This window comes from Bradyrhizobium sp. CCBAU 53340 (genome assembly GCF_015291645.1).
Classification (GTDB): domain Bacteria; phylum Pseudomonadota; class Alphaproteobacteria; order Rhizobiales; family Xanthobacteraceae; genus Bradyrhizobium.
In genome coordinates this window covers 7710121-7723429 of the sequence record NZ_CP030055.1, presented here as the reverse complement: position 1 = coordinate 7723429, position 13309 = coordinate 7710121, and the positions used below count along the sequence as shown (strand labels likewise).

Below are 13309 nucleotides of genomic sequence, written 5' to 3'. Positions count from 1 at the left end.
TAACACTTGGGAGAACCCTCGAGATGATCACCCGCCGTTCCGCACTCGGTCTGCTCGCCGCCACCCCGCTTGCAGCCAGCCCGCTGTCGAAGGCTCTTGCGGCGGATTATCCGTCCCGGCCGGTGAAGTTCGTGGTCGGCTATCCGCCGGGCGGCGCCACCGACATTCTGGCGCGCCTGATCGGCCAGCGCCTGTCGGAGCGGCTCGGCCAGCAATTCGTGATCGAGAACAAGCCGGGCGCCGGCAACAATATCGGCACAGAATCCGTCGTGAACGCCGAACCGGACGGGTACACCGTGCTGCTGATCAATCCGGCGAACTACATCAACACCACGCTCTACACCAACCTCAAGTTCAACTTCGTCCGCGACATCGCGCCGATCGCCGCGTTCCAGCGCGTGCCGAACGTGATGACCGTCAACAAGGACGTGCCGGCAAAGACCGTCGCCGAATTCATCGACTATGTGAAGGCCAATCCCGGCAAGGTGAACATGGCGTCCTCCGGCAACGGCACCTCGGTGCATCTGTCCGGCGAGATGTTCATGGCGATGACGGGCTGCAAGATGCAGCACGTCCCCTATCGCGGCGCGGCGCCCGCGATCACCGACATGCTCGGCGGCCAGGTGCAGGTGATCTTCGACAACATGCCTTCGATCATCCAGCACATCCGCTCCGGCTCGCTTCGCGCGCTCGGCGTCACCACCGCCCAGCGCTCGCCGCAACTGCCCGACGTGCCCACCATCGGCGAGACCGTGAAGGATTACGAGGCGAGCGCGCTGTTCGGCATCGGCGCGCCGAAGAACATGCCCAAGGACCTGATCGCCAAGCTCAACAACGAGATCAACACGCTGATGAAGGAGCCCGATATGACCAAGCGCCTGGTCGAGCTCGGCGGCGATCCGCTGATCGAGACGCCGGAAGCATTCGGCAAGGAGATCGAGGCCGAGACCGCCAAGTGGAAGAAGGTCGTCGAGTTCGCCGGCCTCAAGGTCGAGTAGCGATCTTGTGATGACCGGGACTGGAGCCCTGCCGCATGGCAGGGCTTTTTCTTGCATACCCTGATCCATTGATCTGGAATAAAACGGCGGGACGAAACCTCATCATAGATGGCGCCGTATCTGGTGCCACGAACAGAGGAGTTGGGATCATGCGCAAGACGCAATTGGCGTTGCTGACGCTGGGCGCGACGGTCCTTGCCGGTTTCATCACCATCACGCCCGCAGCCGCCCGCAATTATCCCTGGTGCGCCCAGGGCGGCGAGTTCGACTATCCCGGCGAATGTGCCTACAGCACCTATGAGCAATGCCAGGCCAGCGTCTCCGGCCGGCTGCTGTACTGTGGACCCAATCCGCTGGTCGCCTATGGCCAGGCGCCGCAGCCGCTTCCACAACCCCGGCCACATCGTCGCGTGCGCCCAGTCGCGCCGTATTGATCGCGCCTCACTGATCGCCGCCTGATCACGCAGACGTGCGGGTTCCCGCTTGACGTCATTGCGGTTGCGTCTATACTAAACCATATGGTTAAGTATAAAGATGAGACGCTGGACCGGACTTTTGCGGCGCTGTCGGACCCGACGCGACGCGCCCTGCTGGCGCGCCTCGGCGAAAAGGACGGCCTGTCGGTGAGCGAGCTCGCCGCGCCGTTCTCGATCTCGCTGCCGGCGATCATGAAGCATCTCGACGTGCTCACGGACGCAGGCCTGATCGTGCGCGAGAAGACCGGGCGCACGGTCGCTTGCCGGCTCACCGCGCAGCCGATGGAGCAGGCCATGAACTGGCTCAATCGCTACGCGCAGTTCTGGTCCGAGCGTTTCGATCGCCTTGCCGCCTTTGTGGAGGACAAACCATGGCCAACGCAGTCGCCAACGCCGATCGCCGCAGCGCCGGACCCGCAAGCGACGGTCCAAGCCTTACCCTCACGCGCCGGCTCCGGGCGCGGCCGGAAAAAGTCTTCGCCGCCTGGACGCAAGCTGCGCAGCTAGTGCAATGGTTCGGCCCGCCGAACATGAAGCCGGCGACGTTGAACGCCGAGCTCGACGTTCGCTCCGGCGGCCGTTACCGCATCTCGTTCACCCGAGACGATGGCGAATATTTCGAGGCCGGTGGCATCTACCGCGAGGTGGTACCGAACGAGCGGCTGGTCTTCACCTGGGCCTGGCATTCAACGCCCGAGCGCGAGTCGCTGGTGACGATTACGCTGAAGCCCGACAGCGCCGGCACGCTGATGGTCTTTCATCATGCCCAGTTCTTCGACGAGACCGCGCGCGACAACCACCAACGTGGCTGGAGCTCGTTCTTCGACAAGCTCGACGCCTTCGTCGCCTGATTCCTGTCAGAGGAGGACATTATGCAGCAACATCAGATCGTCTCGCGCGAGCAGTGGGTCGCGGCCCGCAAGGCCCATCTGGCGCACGAGAAGGCGTTTTCGCAGGCCCGCGAGCGCCTCGCCGAGGAGCGCCGCGCATTACCCTGGGTGAAGGTCGACAAGAATTATGTGTTCGACGGACCTGACGGCAAGGTGACGCTCGGCGAGCTCTTCAAAGGCCGTCCGCAGCTCGTGGTCCAGCACGTGATGTTCGCGCCGGATTGGGAGGCAGCATGCAAGAGCTGCTCGTTCTGGGCGGATGGCTTCGAGCGCATGGTGCCGCACCTGGCGGCGCGCGACACCACCATGGTCGCAATCTCGCTGGCACCTAGTGAAAAGCTCGAGGCGTTCAAGAAGCGGATGGGCTGGACGTTCGACTGGGTGTCCTCGGGCGGCAACGACTTCAACTATGATTACGAGGTCTCGTTCACGCGGGAGCAGATCGAGAAGGGCGTACCGAAATACAATTTCGGCACCACGCCGTTCTATGGCCCGGAGCTGCCCGGCATCAGCGTGTTCTACCGCAACGAGGCCGGCGAGATCTTTCACACCTATTCCTGCTTCGCCCGCGGCCTCGACATGATGAATGCGGCTTACCAATATCTCGACCTCACGCCACTCGGCCGTCACGAGGAGGGACTGCCCTATCCGATGGACTGGGTCCGCCTGCGCGATCAATACGAGCCTCAGGCGAAAGGCGCGTGCTGCCACGGGTGAATTGATGACGCGATGAACCTGCATCACCGTCACCCTGAGGTGGCCGCTCCTTCAGCGGCCCTCGAAGGGCGACGGCCCGGATGCATCGGGCCCGCTCATCCTTCGAGGTTCCCCATGGGACGCGCCCCGTCCCATGCCTCGCACCTCAGGATGACGGGTTCGGCAGTATCGACTCGCTCTACTTCTTCGCGTCGGCCTCTTCTGTGCCCTTGCACGAGATCAGCATCGTATAAGCCCGCGCATTGCCGGCAATCTCAGGGGTCTTGAGCTCGCCCTTGGGCTCGGCCGTCTGGTACGGCACCACCGAATTATCGAGGAAATCGCGCAGCGCGCCGGTCTTGATGGCGAAGTTGATGTTCTCGGGGATGTCGCCGGTCAGCGCGGCAATGCGCAATCCGGGGAGCTTTGCCGTGACGACACCCACGATCTGCCCGCTGGTGTCGAACAGCGGGCCGCCGCTGTTGCCGGGCTGCACCGGTGCGCTGATTTGCAGGAAGCGCGTGTCGTTGCGCATGCCGCTGAGCGAGCTCACGATCCCGGTCGTCACGCTGAAGTCCGACGTCAGCAAGCCGTGATAGGGAAAACCGATGACGACGACGGAATCACCGGAGTGGAAGGAGCGGTCGCGAATCCGGGCAAAGTCCTTGAATGCCGCCGTGGTCGACGGCTGCAACAAAGCCAGATCGTTGTTCGGGTCAGCAGAGACGACGCGCAAGACCATAGCGGCTTCGCCGGTGAGATTGCCCTTGAGTTCGCTGCAACCCTCGATCACGTGGTTGTTGGTGACGATGTGCCCGCTGGCGCTGACGACAAAGCCGGTGCCGAAGCCACCCTTGGTACCTTTGCCCGGTTTACTCGCCGGCGGCGCGCCTTGCTTGTCCGCCGTGGCCGCCGGCTTCGCGGCACCCTTGGTGAAATCGCCGGCCTTGTCGAGCCCCTGGGCCTTCACGTGGGTCACGCAATTGGCCAAGGCCGCGATCACGGGCCCCGTCGATGTCAGGTCGAAATTCAGGGCGGCGCGGCCGGCCGTCGCGACCATCAGGCTCGCCCTTTGAAACGTACGCACGACATTGAGCGGCATGACGGCCGTGAGCATGTCGGGTCGGTACGCCGTGGCGTACAGCCTGGCCTGCTCCTGCCCGTCAAAGGTCACGTCGATCGCGGCGTTCTCGCCCTTGTTGAAGTGATAGCTGGGACTCGCGAAGGCGAGCGACCATGTGCCGGCGGCATTTTGGCTCACGACGAGGATGACGCCGTTCGCATAAGGCGCCGTCGCCGCGCAATGCGAGAAGGCGCCCGTCTCGTCGTTGCTGAAGGCGCCGCCGACCCAGTTGCCGACATTGACGGTGCCAAATGGTCCTTTCGCATGCGCTGTCCCGATAACACACACCTGCAGCAGAACTGCAGCGACGAGCGACCTCAACCACATGACTTCCCCCAAGGACACCTTGGCCGCATCTTAGCTGCGTCGGCTGCGGAGATGCAACCGGCAGTTGTCTGGCCGGACCCCGTGAGCGGCAGGCGATTTCCCGGCTTGCCTTTACTTTGTAACGCGGTATACTTTGCGATACAAAGTGACCGGGTGAGCTGGTCCGTGAACTTGGGTGGAGCGGAGTTTTGGCGTTGCCGATGCGCGATCTCGACAAGGCGCTGGCCGACATCGTGGAGATCCGCAGCCGGATCGCGGCCGGCACCGCGTTCCGCGGCTACGGTCCGGCGACGATGGCTGCGACTGGCGCGGTCGCGCTTCTGACCGCGATCCTGCAATTCTGGCTGCTCGGCGATCCCACCAGCGAGCCGCTTGGCTTTTTCTTCGGCTGGTTCGTCGCAGCCGCGCTATCCGGCCTGATGATCTGGATCGAGATGCGCGCGCGTTCGCGTCGTCATCATTCGGGTCTGGCCGACGCCATGATCCATCAGGCGGTCGAGCAGTTCTTGCCCGCTGGCGTCGCCGGAATCCTGCTTGCGGTGGTGATGTGGAAGTTCGCTGCCGAGACGCTGTGGCTCCTGCCGGGGCTGTGGCAGATCCTGGTGTCGCTCGGCATTTTTGCGTCCGTCCGCTCGCTGCCGCGCAGCGTGGCATTCGCCGGGGCCTGGTATTTCGTTTCCGGTTTTGCGGTGGTGGTGCTGGCGAGTCGAACCCACACGCTGTCGCCGTGGACCATGGGATTGCCCTTCGTGATCGGCCAGTCGGTAATGGCGGCCATTCTGTATTTCGCGTCCGGAGACAATGATGTCGAAGACTGACAGCGCGCCTTTCTCCTATGAGGGGCTCGACCGTGTGATCCACGAGAAGGCGAGGCTCGGCCTTCTGACCTCGTTGATGGCTCACCCGAAGGGGCTTGCATTTGCCGATCTGAAACAGCTCTGCGGTCTGACCGACGGTAATCTCAGCCGGCATCTTGCCGTGCTTCAGGAGGCCGGTCTCGTCGAGGTGACGAAGGGCTATGAGGGCAATCGCCCGCACACCACCTGCCGGCTGACCAAGACCGGACGCCGCCGTTTCCTCGACTATCTCGCTGTCCTCGAGCGGCTCGTGCGCGACGCCGCCAAGGCCGCCGGCCGCGAGGCGCCGCCGCTCGGCCGCCTCGGCATTCTCCCGACCTGATCGTCCCCTTTTTGACTGGAGACTTTGCAATGCAAAGTGATGTCACGTCCCGCAATGAGAAACTTCATGTCGGCATCATCATGGACGGTAACGGACGGTGGGCGACGCGGCGCGGCCTGTCGCGCGTGCGCGGTCACGAGGCCGGCGTCGAGGCCATCCGCCGCATCGTCGAGGCCGCGCCCAAGCACGGCATCGGCACGCTGACGCTCTATGCGTTCTCGACCGACAATTGGCGCCGGCCCAAGGCCGAGGTCGCGGCGCTGATGACGCTCCTGCGCTTCTATCTCGCCAATGAAGTGCAGAGCCTGGTGAAAAACGGCGTGCGGCTCAACGTGATCGGCCGTCGCGACCGCCTGCCCGACGGCATCGCCAGCGCCATCGCACGCGCGGAGGAGGCCACCGCGCACGGCAACACGCTGCATCTGCGCATTGCCGTCGACTATTCCGCGCGCGACGCCATCCTGAATGCCGCCGCGAAGGCCGCGGCGCTGACCAGCCTGACCCGCGAGGCCTTCTCGCAGCTCGTCACCGGCGAGGCAGGCTTGCGCGATGTCGATCTGATCATCCGCACGTCAGGCGAAAAGCGGCTGTCCGACTTCCTGCTCTGGGAAGGCGCCTATGCCGAGCTGCATTTCACCGAGCGGATGTGGCCCGAATTCGACGCGGGCGATCTCACTGCGGCGCTCGCCTCCTTCCACGACCGCGAGCGCCGCTTCGGCGGCCTTCAGGCCATCATGCCGGAGGAGGTGCCGGCGCTGTCGCGCGTGTGACGCGCCGCACGGAGAGGCGATCGGTTCGTTTTCGGCCGCGAGATTGGCGGTCTCGTCCAAGCGGCGGGCGCGAGGCTCGGCTAGGTGTGCAGTCATTGCAACCTGCCGAGAGCCGCGCGCATGTCACCGCCATTTCCGAACACCGTTGTTGCGCCGGACGGGCCGAACGGCACGGTCTGCATCAGGACCGCCAATGCGTCCGATGTAGAGGGCCTCTCGATCTATTTCACGGGCCTTTCCACGACAACGCGCAACAAGCGCTTCATGGGCGCGCGGGCGGACTCGTCCGTGGTTGCGGCCGAGTGCCTGGCCAAGACGGGCCATCCCGATCACTTCACCTTGCTCGCCGAACTCAGGCGGGAGGGCGAGAGCAGGATCATCGGCGAAACGCGCTACGCCTATGATGCCGCCGCGCGCCACGGCGATTTCGCCATCTCCGTGACCGATGTGTTTCAGCGCAAGGGCATCGGCCTGCAAATGGTGACGGCGATGGAGCGGCATGCAAGCAACCTCGGTCACGAGATGATTGCGGCCGAAACGGCGCGGACAAACGCCGAAATGCGCGGTCTTGCCCGGAAGGCCGGCTTTGAAGATACGGGCCTTGGGGACTGGCAATCGGTTCAATTCGCAAAACGCCTGTCGCGATAGCCATCTCCCCGATTTGCCGCGTGGCACGGATCGTGCTCTAGTGTCATCCCGAATATCCCGACGGGAGCTTTCGGCGATGCGCGCGGTTCTGGACTATTGCACCGGTGGAACGAAGCGACAGGTTGCGGCCGGGACGCTGGTCGTCACCGAGGGCGGCACCAGCGGACATCTCTACGTGCTGATGCAGGGCAAGCTCGAGGTGCTCAAGGGCGACATGGTGGTGGCGACCGTCACCGAGCCTGGCGCGGTGCTGGGAGAAATGTCGGTGCTGCTGGGCCAGGCGCACACCGCAACGGTGCGGGCCTGTTCGGATGCTGTGATCTACGAATTCGAGGATGCCGCTTCGTTCCTCAAGCAGGAGCCGGAGGTCGCGCTCCTGATCGCAAAACTGCTGGCACAGCGGCTCAATGTCGCCAACACCTATCTCGCCGACCTCAAGCGGCAATATGCCGGCCACGGCACGCATCTCGCCATGGTCGGCGAGGTGCTCCAGAGCATGATCAACCTGCAGCCGCTCGAGGTCTCGCCAGGCTCCGATCGGCAATCCGATCCAAGGATGTGAGCCAGTCCGGCGCCTCTTCGATGTAGGACGCTGGCCGCTTCGGCGGCGCGCCGAGATCGATCCACTGCGCCTCGCCGGCCGCAAGCCAGAACGCCTTGTTCTCTTCCAGATCCAGAACGATATGCGTAGGCGGTCGTCCGGGTTGCAGGCCGGCGTTAAACACCCAGGTCTGGCCGATCCGGTCGAACCACGAGCCGTCCCTGATGAAGGGCGATTGATGAACATGGCCCGAGATCACCATGGAGGGCTGGTACTGCGTGATCCACTGCACCAGCTCGACATCGCCGAAGAAGCGCTTGCCGCCCCAGCTCGTTGGCGAATTTGCCGGCGGCGCGTGGTGCGCCCAGATCCAGCGCTGCGGGCGATTGACAGATGCATCACGAAGCTGGTCGGCGAGGCGCTGCTTGACCAGGGGCCCGTCCCACCATGGGCACACCGTGAACAGCGTGTCGCCGATGGCCAGATTGTCGCCGTCGCAGGCGATGCCGAGCTCGCGCAGCTCCGAGATCCAGCGTGAGATCTTCTCGCCCTCCGCATTGCGCTCGTCGAGGTCATGATTGCCGGAGCAGAGGATCACGCGGGTCTGCGCAGCGATCAGCGCGAGGTACTTCTTCATCACCACGATCTGCGCGCGAAAATCCACCATCGAGCCGATGTCGAGCGCATCGCCGGCGAAGATCAGAAGGTCGAACTGCGGTGCCGCGCTGACCAGCCAGTCGAACTGCGGCAGTGAGTAGTGAAGGTCGGCTACGACCAGACAGCGCATCGATAATCCGCCGGAGAGAGCGTGAAAAAAATCTGGGAATTCCAAATTATTATGAAGCAAGAAGCAGACCAACGCGACAGGCCCGGCCAGTTGAGAATGCTGCGTTGCGTGGGAATGCGCAAGTGCCGGTGGTGTCGCAGGGCTGGACCGGATCGTCGAATTCTGCTGTCGTGCACGTATTCAACGCCGGTGTCGCATGACCTCTTTCAAGACCATTCGTGCCCGCGCCGAGAAGCGCAAGGGTGGGCCCAGGGCGCTCGAAAAGCTGATGCCTGACAAGCCCGATCTGAAGCGCCTGGCCAAGCTTGGTGACGATCGCATTCTCGCCGAGATGACGAAGCGGGTCTTTTGCGCAGGCTTTGCGTGGAGCGTAATCGACGCGAAATGGGACGGTTTCGAAGACGCTTTTCTGCGCTTCCAGCCGGCCAAGCTCAGCTTCCAACCGGAAGACTATTGGGAGGCTCTGCTGCGCGACGCGCGGATCGTGCGCAACGGCGCCAAGATCATGTCGGTGCGCGACAATGCCGCCTTCGTGCAGGAGATTGCGAAAGAGCACGGCAGCTTCGGCAAGTTTCTGGCGAAATGGCCGCCGTCCGACGAGATCGGCCTGCTCGATCTCCTGACCAAGCGCGGCAGCCGGCTCGGCGGCAACACCGGGCAGATGCTGCTGCGCTTCGTGGGATGGGACGGTTTTGTCACGTCGAAGGACGTCGTCGCGGCCTTGCGCGATGCCGGCCTCGACATTGCCGAAGAGGTCAAGTCGAAGGGCGATCTCGCCAAGGTGCAGGCGCAGTTCAATGCCTGGGCCGAGGAGACGGGGCTGCCCTACACCTATCTGTCACGCATCTGCGCGCTCTCGATTGGTGAAAACCGAAGCGAGTAGCGGGGTCGACCGCGCGCGCCAGGCGGCGAATCGTGGACATCATGTGGCGATCTCGCGCCATCTGCGCGGCAGGCGCGATCACGAAATACATTTCACAGGAACATTTGTGCGCAGCACCCGTTCGGACGTTTGAGCCAGGCGACGCAGGCGCGGGGAACAAGAGCGCTCCGGCCAAAAAAACCCTGGTTCATGCCATGAAACTCGAACGACAGAACGGAGCAGCTCATGAAGCTCACATCCGAACAGGTGAAGCAGACCGTCAACCAGCTCGGCGCCCAGGTGCTGCCCGACGAACATCCCGCCATGCCGCAGCTCAACAGCATGTTCGGTGAACACACGTTCTTCGTCGACGAAATGGGGTTGAAGGTTCTCGAGCCGACGCCTTCGCTGAGCGCGGAACGCCAGACGGGCGAAGTCGTCAGCCTCGCGGACTGGAGCGATGCTGATTTGACGCGCCTGATGGCACACGAGCCCGAACCGACCGGCGTGATCGTCGTGTTCGAGCATGTGAGGCACTGAATTCTGCGAGGACGGGGGCCGCGCGCGCCCCCCGTCCGACTGCTGCGATCGAAAGATCGGTTGAGATCAGGGGCGGTCGAGCGGACGGCGAAGATCGCCGGGGCCGCCGAACAGGCCGCGGAAGAAGCCGGCAATGCTGCCCCAGAAGCTTCCGCCGGCGATCGTCTCCAGTTCCGTCTCCGTCAATTCGCGAGCCATGGTCTGCATGGCAGTCTCCTCATTTCCCATCGGGCGGTCCATTCCGCGCGATGCGAGGAGAATGCGGCTATGTCAGTCGCGCTGCCGTGACGGGAGACACACAGCCATCCTTCGGCGGGCCGAAGGATGGTCTCATTCGCTGGTTCAGGTCGTCGCTCCGCAACCCCCACGCAATCTTCGTCTGCTGAGATGTCGCCGACCGCGATGCCAACGGAGCGGGGGTTGGCCCGTTCATCCGCCATTTGAACAGAAGCGGCTGCCGCTACCGAGGCGGGCCTTGGTCATGAACGGGATTGAGATGAGCACACCAGCCGCGTTCTGTGCCGCGGGCTTTCAGCATTTCAGAGACGGGCGGCATCTCGACGCCAGCGTTTGCTGCCAGCAGGCCCTCAGCATCGATGCGGAGCATACGGACGCCCAGCATCTCAGGGGGCTGCTGTTTCTCCACGCCAGGCACTACAATGACGCGCTGGAGTGGATCGTCCGCGCGATCCGGCGCGCGCCCAAGCCCGAATATCTTGCGAGCTTCGCCAGCGTGCTGCAGCAGCATGGGCGCTGCGAGGAAGCGCTCGGCGTCCTCGACAAAGCGATCCAGCTTCGCGCCGACGACGCCGCATTGTGGTGCCAGCGCGGCGACATCTTCATCCAGCTTGCGCGCCTAGAGCAGGCCCTCCTGAGCTTCCAGCATGCACTCAAGCTCAATCCGCATCAGTGCGACGCCCTCTACAAGAACGGTATTGTCCTCCACAAGCTCGGGCGGAACGAAGAGGCGCTTGCCTGCCTCGATCTCAGCGACAGCCTGTTACCGAACCATGCCCCGACACTGCGGACGCGCGCATGGGTTCTCTATGGCCTGAAACGCTACGAGGAGTCCGCGCGCGACGGCATGCGGGCGCATCAGCTTGATCCCGACAATGCCGAGATCTGCAACAATCTGGGTCTTGCCTTGCGGCGGCTTCGTCGCAACGAGGGGGCGCTGACATGGTTCGAAAAAGCCATCGCGCTTCAACCGCGCTTCGCGGATGCCTTCGACAACAAGCTGGTCGCGCTGTTCCACCTGCATCGCTTCGACGAGGTCTTTGCGCTGGCCGATTCCATGAAGTCGCTCGGGCTCAGCGATGTGGTGACCGAGTGGAATGTGTCCCTGGCCTATCTGCTGACAGGCAATTTCGAAGCCGGCTGGCGCGGACACCAGACCCGATCGAAACTGCCTTCGGCGAAATACCCCAGGTTTTCGCAGCCGATGTGGCTCGGTGACGACAGTATTGACGGAAAGACGATCCTGATCGCAGCGGACGAGGGCTTGGGCGACACCATTCACTTCGCCCGCTACGTTCCCATGCTGGCGGAGCGCCGAGCGCGCGTTCTGCTTGCCGTTCAGGACCCGCTGCATCGGCTGTTGCAGTCGCTGCGCGATGTCTCCCACTGCGTGCCGATGTCGGCCTTGGGCACGCTACCGGCCTTCGATCTGCACTGCCCGATCTCCAGCCTGCCGCTGGCCTTCAAGACGCGTCTCGATACGATCCCGGCAGACATGCCGTATCTTCCTCCTCCTCCAGACAGTCTTGTTCAGGCCTGGGAGAATCGCCTGGGTCCTCGAACCAGACTCAGGGTCGGCCTGGTCTGGTCCGGCGATCCCTCGCATGTGAATGACGAGACCCGCTCCATTCCACTGCGAACGCTGTCCCGCATCATCCTCGACGTCGATGCCACCTTCATCAGCCTGCAGAAAGTCCCGCGCCCGCATGATGCGGCGGTGCTGCGCGAGCGAAGCGACATCGTCGACCTGACCGCTGATCTCACCGACTTCACTGACACCGCCGCCTTGATCAGATGCCTCGATGTCGTGATCACCGTCGACACCAGCGTCGCCCATCTCGCCGGCGCGCTCGGCTGCCCAACGTGGATCCTGCTGCCGTGGACGCCCGATTATCGCTGGCTGCTCGACCGCACGGACAGCCCCTGGTATCCGAGCGTGCGTCTGTTCCGGCAGACCGAGACGTGCGAATTCGAGAGCGTGCTGGATCGGGTACTGGACGAATTGCGAGCATGGACCTTCTGATCGCTGTCGATTGGCGGCTTACCTGAGCTAGAATAGCATGTCCCATATGGTGGTGCGACCACTTGGACTGCTGTCACGCGCTGCACATTATCGTCGAGATCACTGGAGCCCGCCTTGCTTTGGCGTAACGCGTTCATGACGATGCTCGTTGCGCTGATTGCGTTGAGCTTTTTGCCATCGCTTCGGAGATCGCGTCGCCCGGTTCGATTCGATCCCGATCGGCCTTATCAAGTCTATACCCGAGACTTCGACGTGGAGACCAAGGTCAACGATTTGGACTCGATCCTGGCGGCGCTCCCGGGGTCAGACCGGAACTGGGCCAAGCGCTTTCCGGAGGTCGATCCCGAACAGCTGTACGACCTCGAAAAGGACCTTGCTGCACGGCGTGCGCACGTCGGGACTGCCCAGCCGCAAGACAGCTCCGCTCCCGGTGCTGCTGATGCCATCGTGTCATTGCTCATCGATCATTCCGGATCAATGCGCGGACAACCGATGCTGTTTGCGGCCAGGGCGGCGCTGATCGCTTCGGATCTGCTCGATAGTCTCGGAGCAAGGCAGGAAGTGCTCGGTTTTACGACTGCGCGTTGGAAGGGCGGCCGAAGCTGGGAAAAATGGCTGAGGAACGGCCGACCTCCCTACCCTGGGCGACTGAACGACCTGTTGCACATCGTCTATTGCAGCGCCGGCGAGAAGCTGAGTGCGCGGCACTGCGCCGCGATGCTACGGCCAGACCTCGTCAAGGAGAATATCGACGGCGAGGCCGTCGAATGGGCTGTGTCGCGTTTGCGGCAGCGTGAAGAAAGGCGGAAATGCCTGATTGTGCTGTCCGACGGTGCGCCGGTCGACGATTCCACATTGCAGGCGAACGGAGGGGGATATCTGGACGATCATTTGCGGCGGGTCACCGGCGAGATCGAGCAGGCCGGTGACATCCAGCTTGCAGCGATCGGCATCGGTCACCCGGTCGAGCACTACTACAAGCAGGGTATCACCATCAGCTCTCCGGAAGAGTTGGAGGGCACCCTGGTTCAGCTCATCAACCGATTATTGCGCCCACCGCGTTGAAAGCCGCGAAATGGCGCACCCGACACGATTCGAACGTGTGACCTTTGCCTTCGGAGGGCAACGCTCTATCCAGCTGAGCTACGGGTGCAGCGAGGCTTCATTTAGCCTAATGGCGAGGGGGGAGCAACCGGTCTGGCCGCGGCAATC

At 63.3% G+C, this 13309-nt stretch carries 17 protein-coding genes and 1 tRNA gene; 14 read left to right on the top strand and 4 right to left on the bottom strand.

What is annotated here, in order from left to right:
• Positions 1–23 precede the first annotated feature (23 nt).
• From XH89_RS36540 to XH89_RS36520, 5 genes are all read left to right on the top strand, one after another.
• On the top strand, positions 24–998 hold the full coding sequence (locus XH89_RS36540) for a tripartite tricarboxylate transporter substrate binding protein (RefSeq protein WP_194465107.1): 975 nt from the start codon (positions 24–26) through the stop codon (positions 996–998).
• Positions 999–1147: 149 nt separating this feature from the next.
• A complete protein-coding gene (locus XH89_RS36535) occupies positions 1148–1432 on the top strand; it encodes a DUF3551 domain-containing protein (protein WP_194465106.1) in 285 nt (94 codons plus the stop codon).
• An 84-nt stretch (positions 1433–1516) separates the two neighbouring features.
• Positions 1517–1981, top strand: a complete 465-nt coding sequence (locus XH89_RS36530) for a helix-turn-helix transcriptional regulator (RefSeq protein WP_194465105.1) — start codon at positions 1517–1519, stop codon at positions 1979–1981.
• A complete protein-coding gene (locus XH89_RS36525; protein ID WP_246767707.1) occupies positions 1981–2325 on the top strand; it encodes an SRPBCC domain-containing protein in 345 nt (114 codons plus the stop codon). The genes XH89_RS36530 and XH89_RS36525 overlap by 1 nt, the downstream gene beginning before the upstream one ends.
• 21 nt (positions 2326–2346) lie before the next feature.
• A complete protein-coding gene (locus tag XH89_RS36520) occupies positions 2347–3081 on the top strand; it encodes a thioredoxin family protein (protein ID WP_194465103.1) in 735 nt (244 codons plus the stop codon).
• Positions 3082–3259: 178 nt separating this feature from the next.
• On the opposite strand, the gene XH89_RS36515 is transcribed toward XH89_RS36520, so the two are convergent.
• Positions 3260–4510 (bottom strand): S1C family serine protease, encoded by a 1251-nt coding sequence (locus XH89_RS36515; RefSeq protein WP_194465102.1) that lies wholly within the window; start codon positions 4508–4510, stop codon positions 3260–3262.
• Positions 4511–4710: 200 nt separating this feature from the next.
• Here XH89_RS36515 and XH89_RS36510 point away from each other — a divergent pair, with 200 nt between their 5' ends.
• The 5 genes from XH89_RS36510 (at position 4711) to XH89_RS36490 (ending at position 7669) form a co-directional block, all read left to right on the top strand.
• Positions 4711–5328, top strand: a complete 618-nt coding sequence (locus XH89_RS36510) for a hypothetical protein (RefSeq protein ID WP_194465101.1) — start codon at positions 4711–4713, stop codon at positions 5326–5328.
• On the top strand, positions 5315–5689 hold the full coding sequence (locus XH89_RS36505; protein ID WP_194465100.1) for a transcriptional regulator: 375 nt from the start codon (positions 5315–5317) through the stop codon (positions 5687–5689). The genes XH89_RS36510 and XH89_RS36505 overlap by 14 nt, the downstream gene beginning before the upstream one ends.
• A 29-nt stretch (positions 5690–5718) precedes the next feature.
• A complete protein-coding gene (locus XH89_RS36500) occupies positions 5719–6459 on the top strand; it encodes a di-trans,poly-cis-decaprenylcistransferase (RefSeq protein WP_194465099.1) in 741 nt (246 codons plus the stop codon).
• Positions 6460–6579: 120 nt separating this feature from the next.
• Entirely contained in the window at positions 6580–7107 is a 528-nt protein-coding gene (locus tag XH89_RS36495) for a GNAT family N-acetyltransferase (RefSeq protein ID WP_194465098.1), read from the top strand.
• A gap of 76 nt (positions 7108–7183) precedes the next feature.
• Complete coding sequence (locus tag XH89_RS36490; RefSeq protein WP_194465097.1) at positions 7184–7669, top strand: Crp/Fnr family transcriptional regulator; 486 nt, start codon at positions 7184–7186, stop codon at positions 7667–7669.
• On the opposite strand, the gene XH89_RS36485 is transcribed toward XH89_RS36490, so the two are convergent.
• Positions 7608–8435, bottom strand: a complete 828-nt coding sequence (locus tag XH89_RS36485; RefSeq protein ID WP_194465096.1) for a metallophosphoesterase — start codon at positions 8433–8435, stop codon at positions 7608–7610. The genes XH89_RS36490 and XH89_RS36485 overlap by 62 nt on opposite strands.
• A gap of 196 nt (positions 8436–8631) precedes the next feature.
• On the opposite strand from XH89_RS36485, the gene XH89_RS36480 reads away from it, so the two are divergent.
• Both XH89_RS36480 and XH89_RS36475 read left to right on the top strand, forming a co-directional pair.
• Positions 8632–9318 carry a DNA-3-methyladenine glycosylase I gene (locus tag XH89_RS36480; RefSeq protein WP_194465095.1) on the top strand — a complete coding sequence of 229 codons (687 nt, stop codon included), beginning with the start codon at positions 8632–8634 and terminating at the stop codon, positions 9316–9318.
• A 225-nt stretch (positions 9319–9543) separates the two neighbouring features.
• Positions 9544–9837, top strand: a complete 294-nt coding sequence (locus XH89_RS36475) for a hypothetical protein (protein ID WP_194465094.1) — start codon at positions 9544–9546, stop codon at positions 9835–9837.
• Positions 9838–9903: 66 nt separating this feature from the next.
• Here XH89_RS36475 and XH89_RS42170 read toward each other — a convergent pair whose 3' ends face one another.
• Positions 9904–10023, bottom strand: a complete 120-nt coding sequence (locus XH89_RS42170; RefSeq protein WP_371825191.1) for a ComC/BlpC family leader-containing pheromone/bacteriocin — start codon at positions 10021–10023, stop codon at positions 9904–9906.
• On the opposite strand from XH89_RS42170, the gene XH89_RS36465 reads away from it, so the two are divergent.
• Together XH89_RS36465 and XH89_RS36460 are read left to right on the top strand one after the other, a co-directional pair.
• Positions 9971–12097, top strand: a complete 2127-nt coding sequence (locus tag XH89_RS36465) for a tetratricopeptide repeat protein (RefSeq protein ID WP_246767706.1) — start codon at positions 9971–9973, stop codon at positions 12095–12097. The two genes, XH89_RS42170 and XH89_RS36465, sit on opposite strands and share 53 nt — an antisense overlap.
• Before the next feature lie 135 nt (positions 12098–12232).
• Entirely contained in the window at positions 12233–13162 is a 930-nt protein-coding gene (locus XH89_RS36460; RefSeq protein WP_194465091.1) for a cobalamin biosynthesis protein CobT, read from the top strand.
• An 11-nt stretch (positions 13163–13173) separates the two neighbouring features.
• On the opposite strand, the gene XH89_RS36455 is transcribed toward XH89_RS36460, so the two are convergent.
• Positions 13174–13250, bottom strand: a tRNA-Arg gene (locus tag XH89_RS36455).
• Positions 13251–13309 lie beyond the last annotated feature (59 nt).

Bases quoted from the DNA above. Each gene is read 5' to 3' on its own strand.
- XH89_RS36540 (WP_194465107.1), top strand. From the start codon at position 24: ATGATCACCCGCCGTTCCGCACTCGGTCTGCTCGCCGCCACCCCGCTT.
- XH89_RS36500 (WP_194465099.1), top strand. From the start codon at position 5,719: ATGCAAAGTGATGTCACGTCCCGCAATGAGAAACTTCATGTCGGCATC.
- XH89_RS36505 (WP_194465100.1), top strand. From the start codon at position 5,315: ATGTCGAAGACTGACAGCGCGCCTTTCTCCTATGAGGGGCTCGACCGT.
- XH89_RS36515 (WP_194465102.1), bottom strand. From the start codon at position 4,510: ATGTGGTTGAGGTCGCTCGTCGCTGCAGTTCTGCTGCAGGTGTGTGTT.
- XH89_RS36485 (WP_194465096.1), bottom strand. From the start codon at position 8,435: ATGCGCTGTCTGGTCGTAGCCGACCTTCACTACTCACTGCCGCAGTTC.
- XH89_RS36475 (WP_194465094.1), top strand. From the start codon at position 9,544: ATGAAGCTCACATCCGAACAGGTGAAGCAGACCGTCAACCAGCTCGGC.
- XH89_RS36490 (WP_194465097.1), top strand. From the start codon at position 7,184: ATGCGCGCGGTTCTGGACTATTGCACCGGTGGAACGAAGCGACAGGTT.
- XH89_RS36495 (WP_194465098.1), top strand. From the start codon at position 6,580: ATGTCACCGCCATTTCCGAACACCGTTGTTGCGCCGGACGGGCCGAAC.
- XH89_RS36480 (WP_194465095.1), top strand. From the start codon at position 8,632: ATGACCTCTTTCAAGACCATTCGTGCCCGCGCCGAGAAGCGCAAGGGT.
- XH89_RS36520 (WP_194465103.1), top strand. From the start codon at position 2,347: ATGCAGCAACATCAGATCGTCTCGCGCGAGCAGTGGGTCGCGGCCCGC.
- XH89_RS36535 (WP_194465106.1), top strand. From the start codon at position 1,148: ATGCGCAAGACGCAATTGGCGTTGCTGACGCTGGGCGCGACGGTCCTT.
- XH89_RS36530 (WP_194465105.1), top strand. From the start codon at position 1,517: ATGGTTAAGTATAAAGATGAGACGCTGGACCGGACTTTTGCGGCGCTG.
- XH89_RS36465 (WP_246767706.1), top strand. From the start codon at position 9,971: ATGCTGCCCCAGAAGCTTCCGCCGGCGATCGTCTCCAGTTCCGTCTCC.
- XH89_RS36460 (WP_194465091.1), top strand. From the start codon at position 12,233: ATGACGATGCTCGTTGCGCTGATTGCGTTGAGCTTTTTGCCATCGCTT.
- XH89_RS36510 (WP_194465101.1), top strand. From the start codon at position 4,711: ATGCGCGATCTCGACAAGGCGCTGGCCGACATCGTGGAGATCCGCAGC.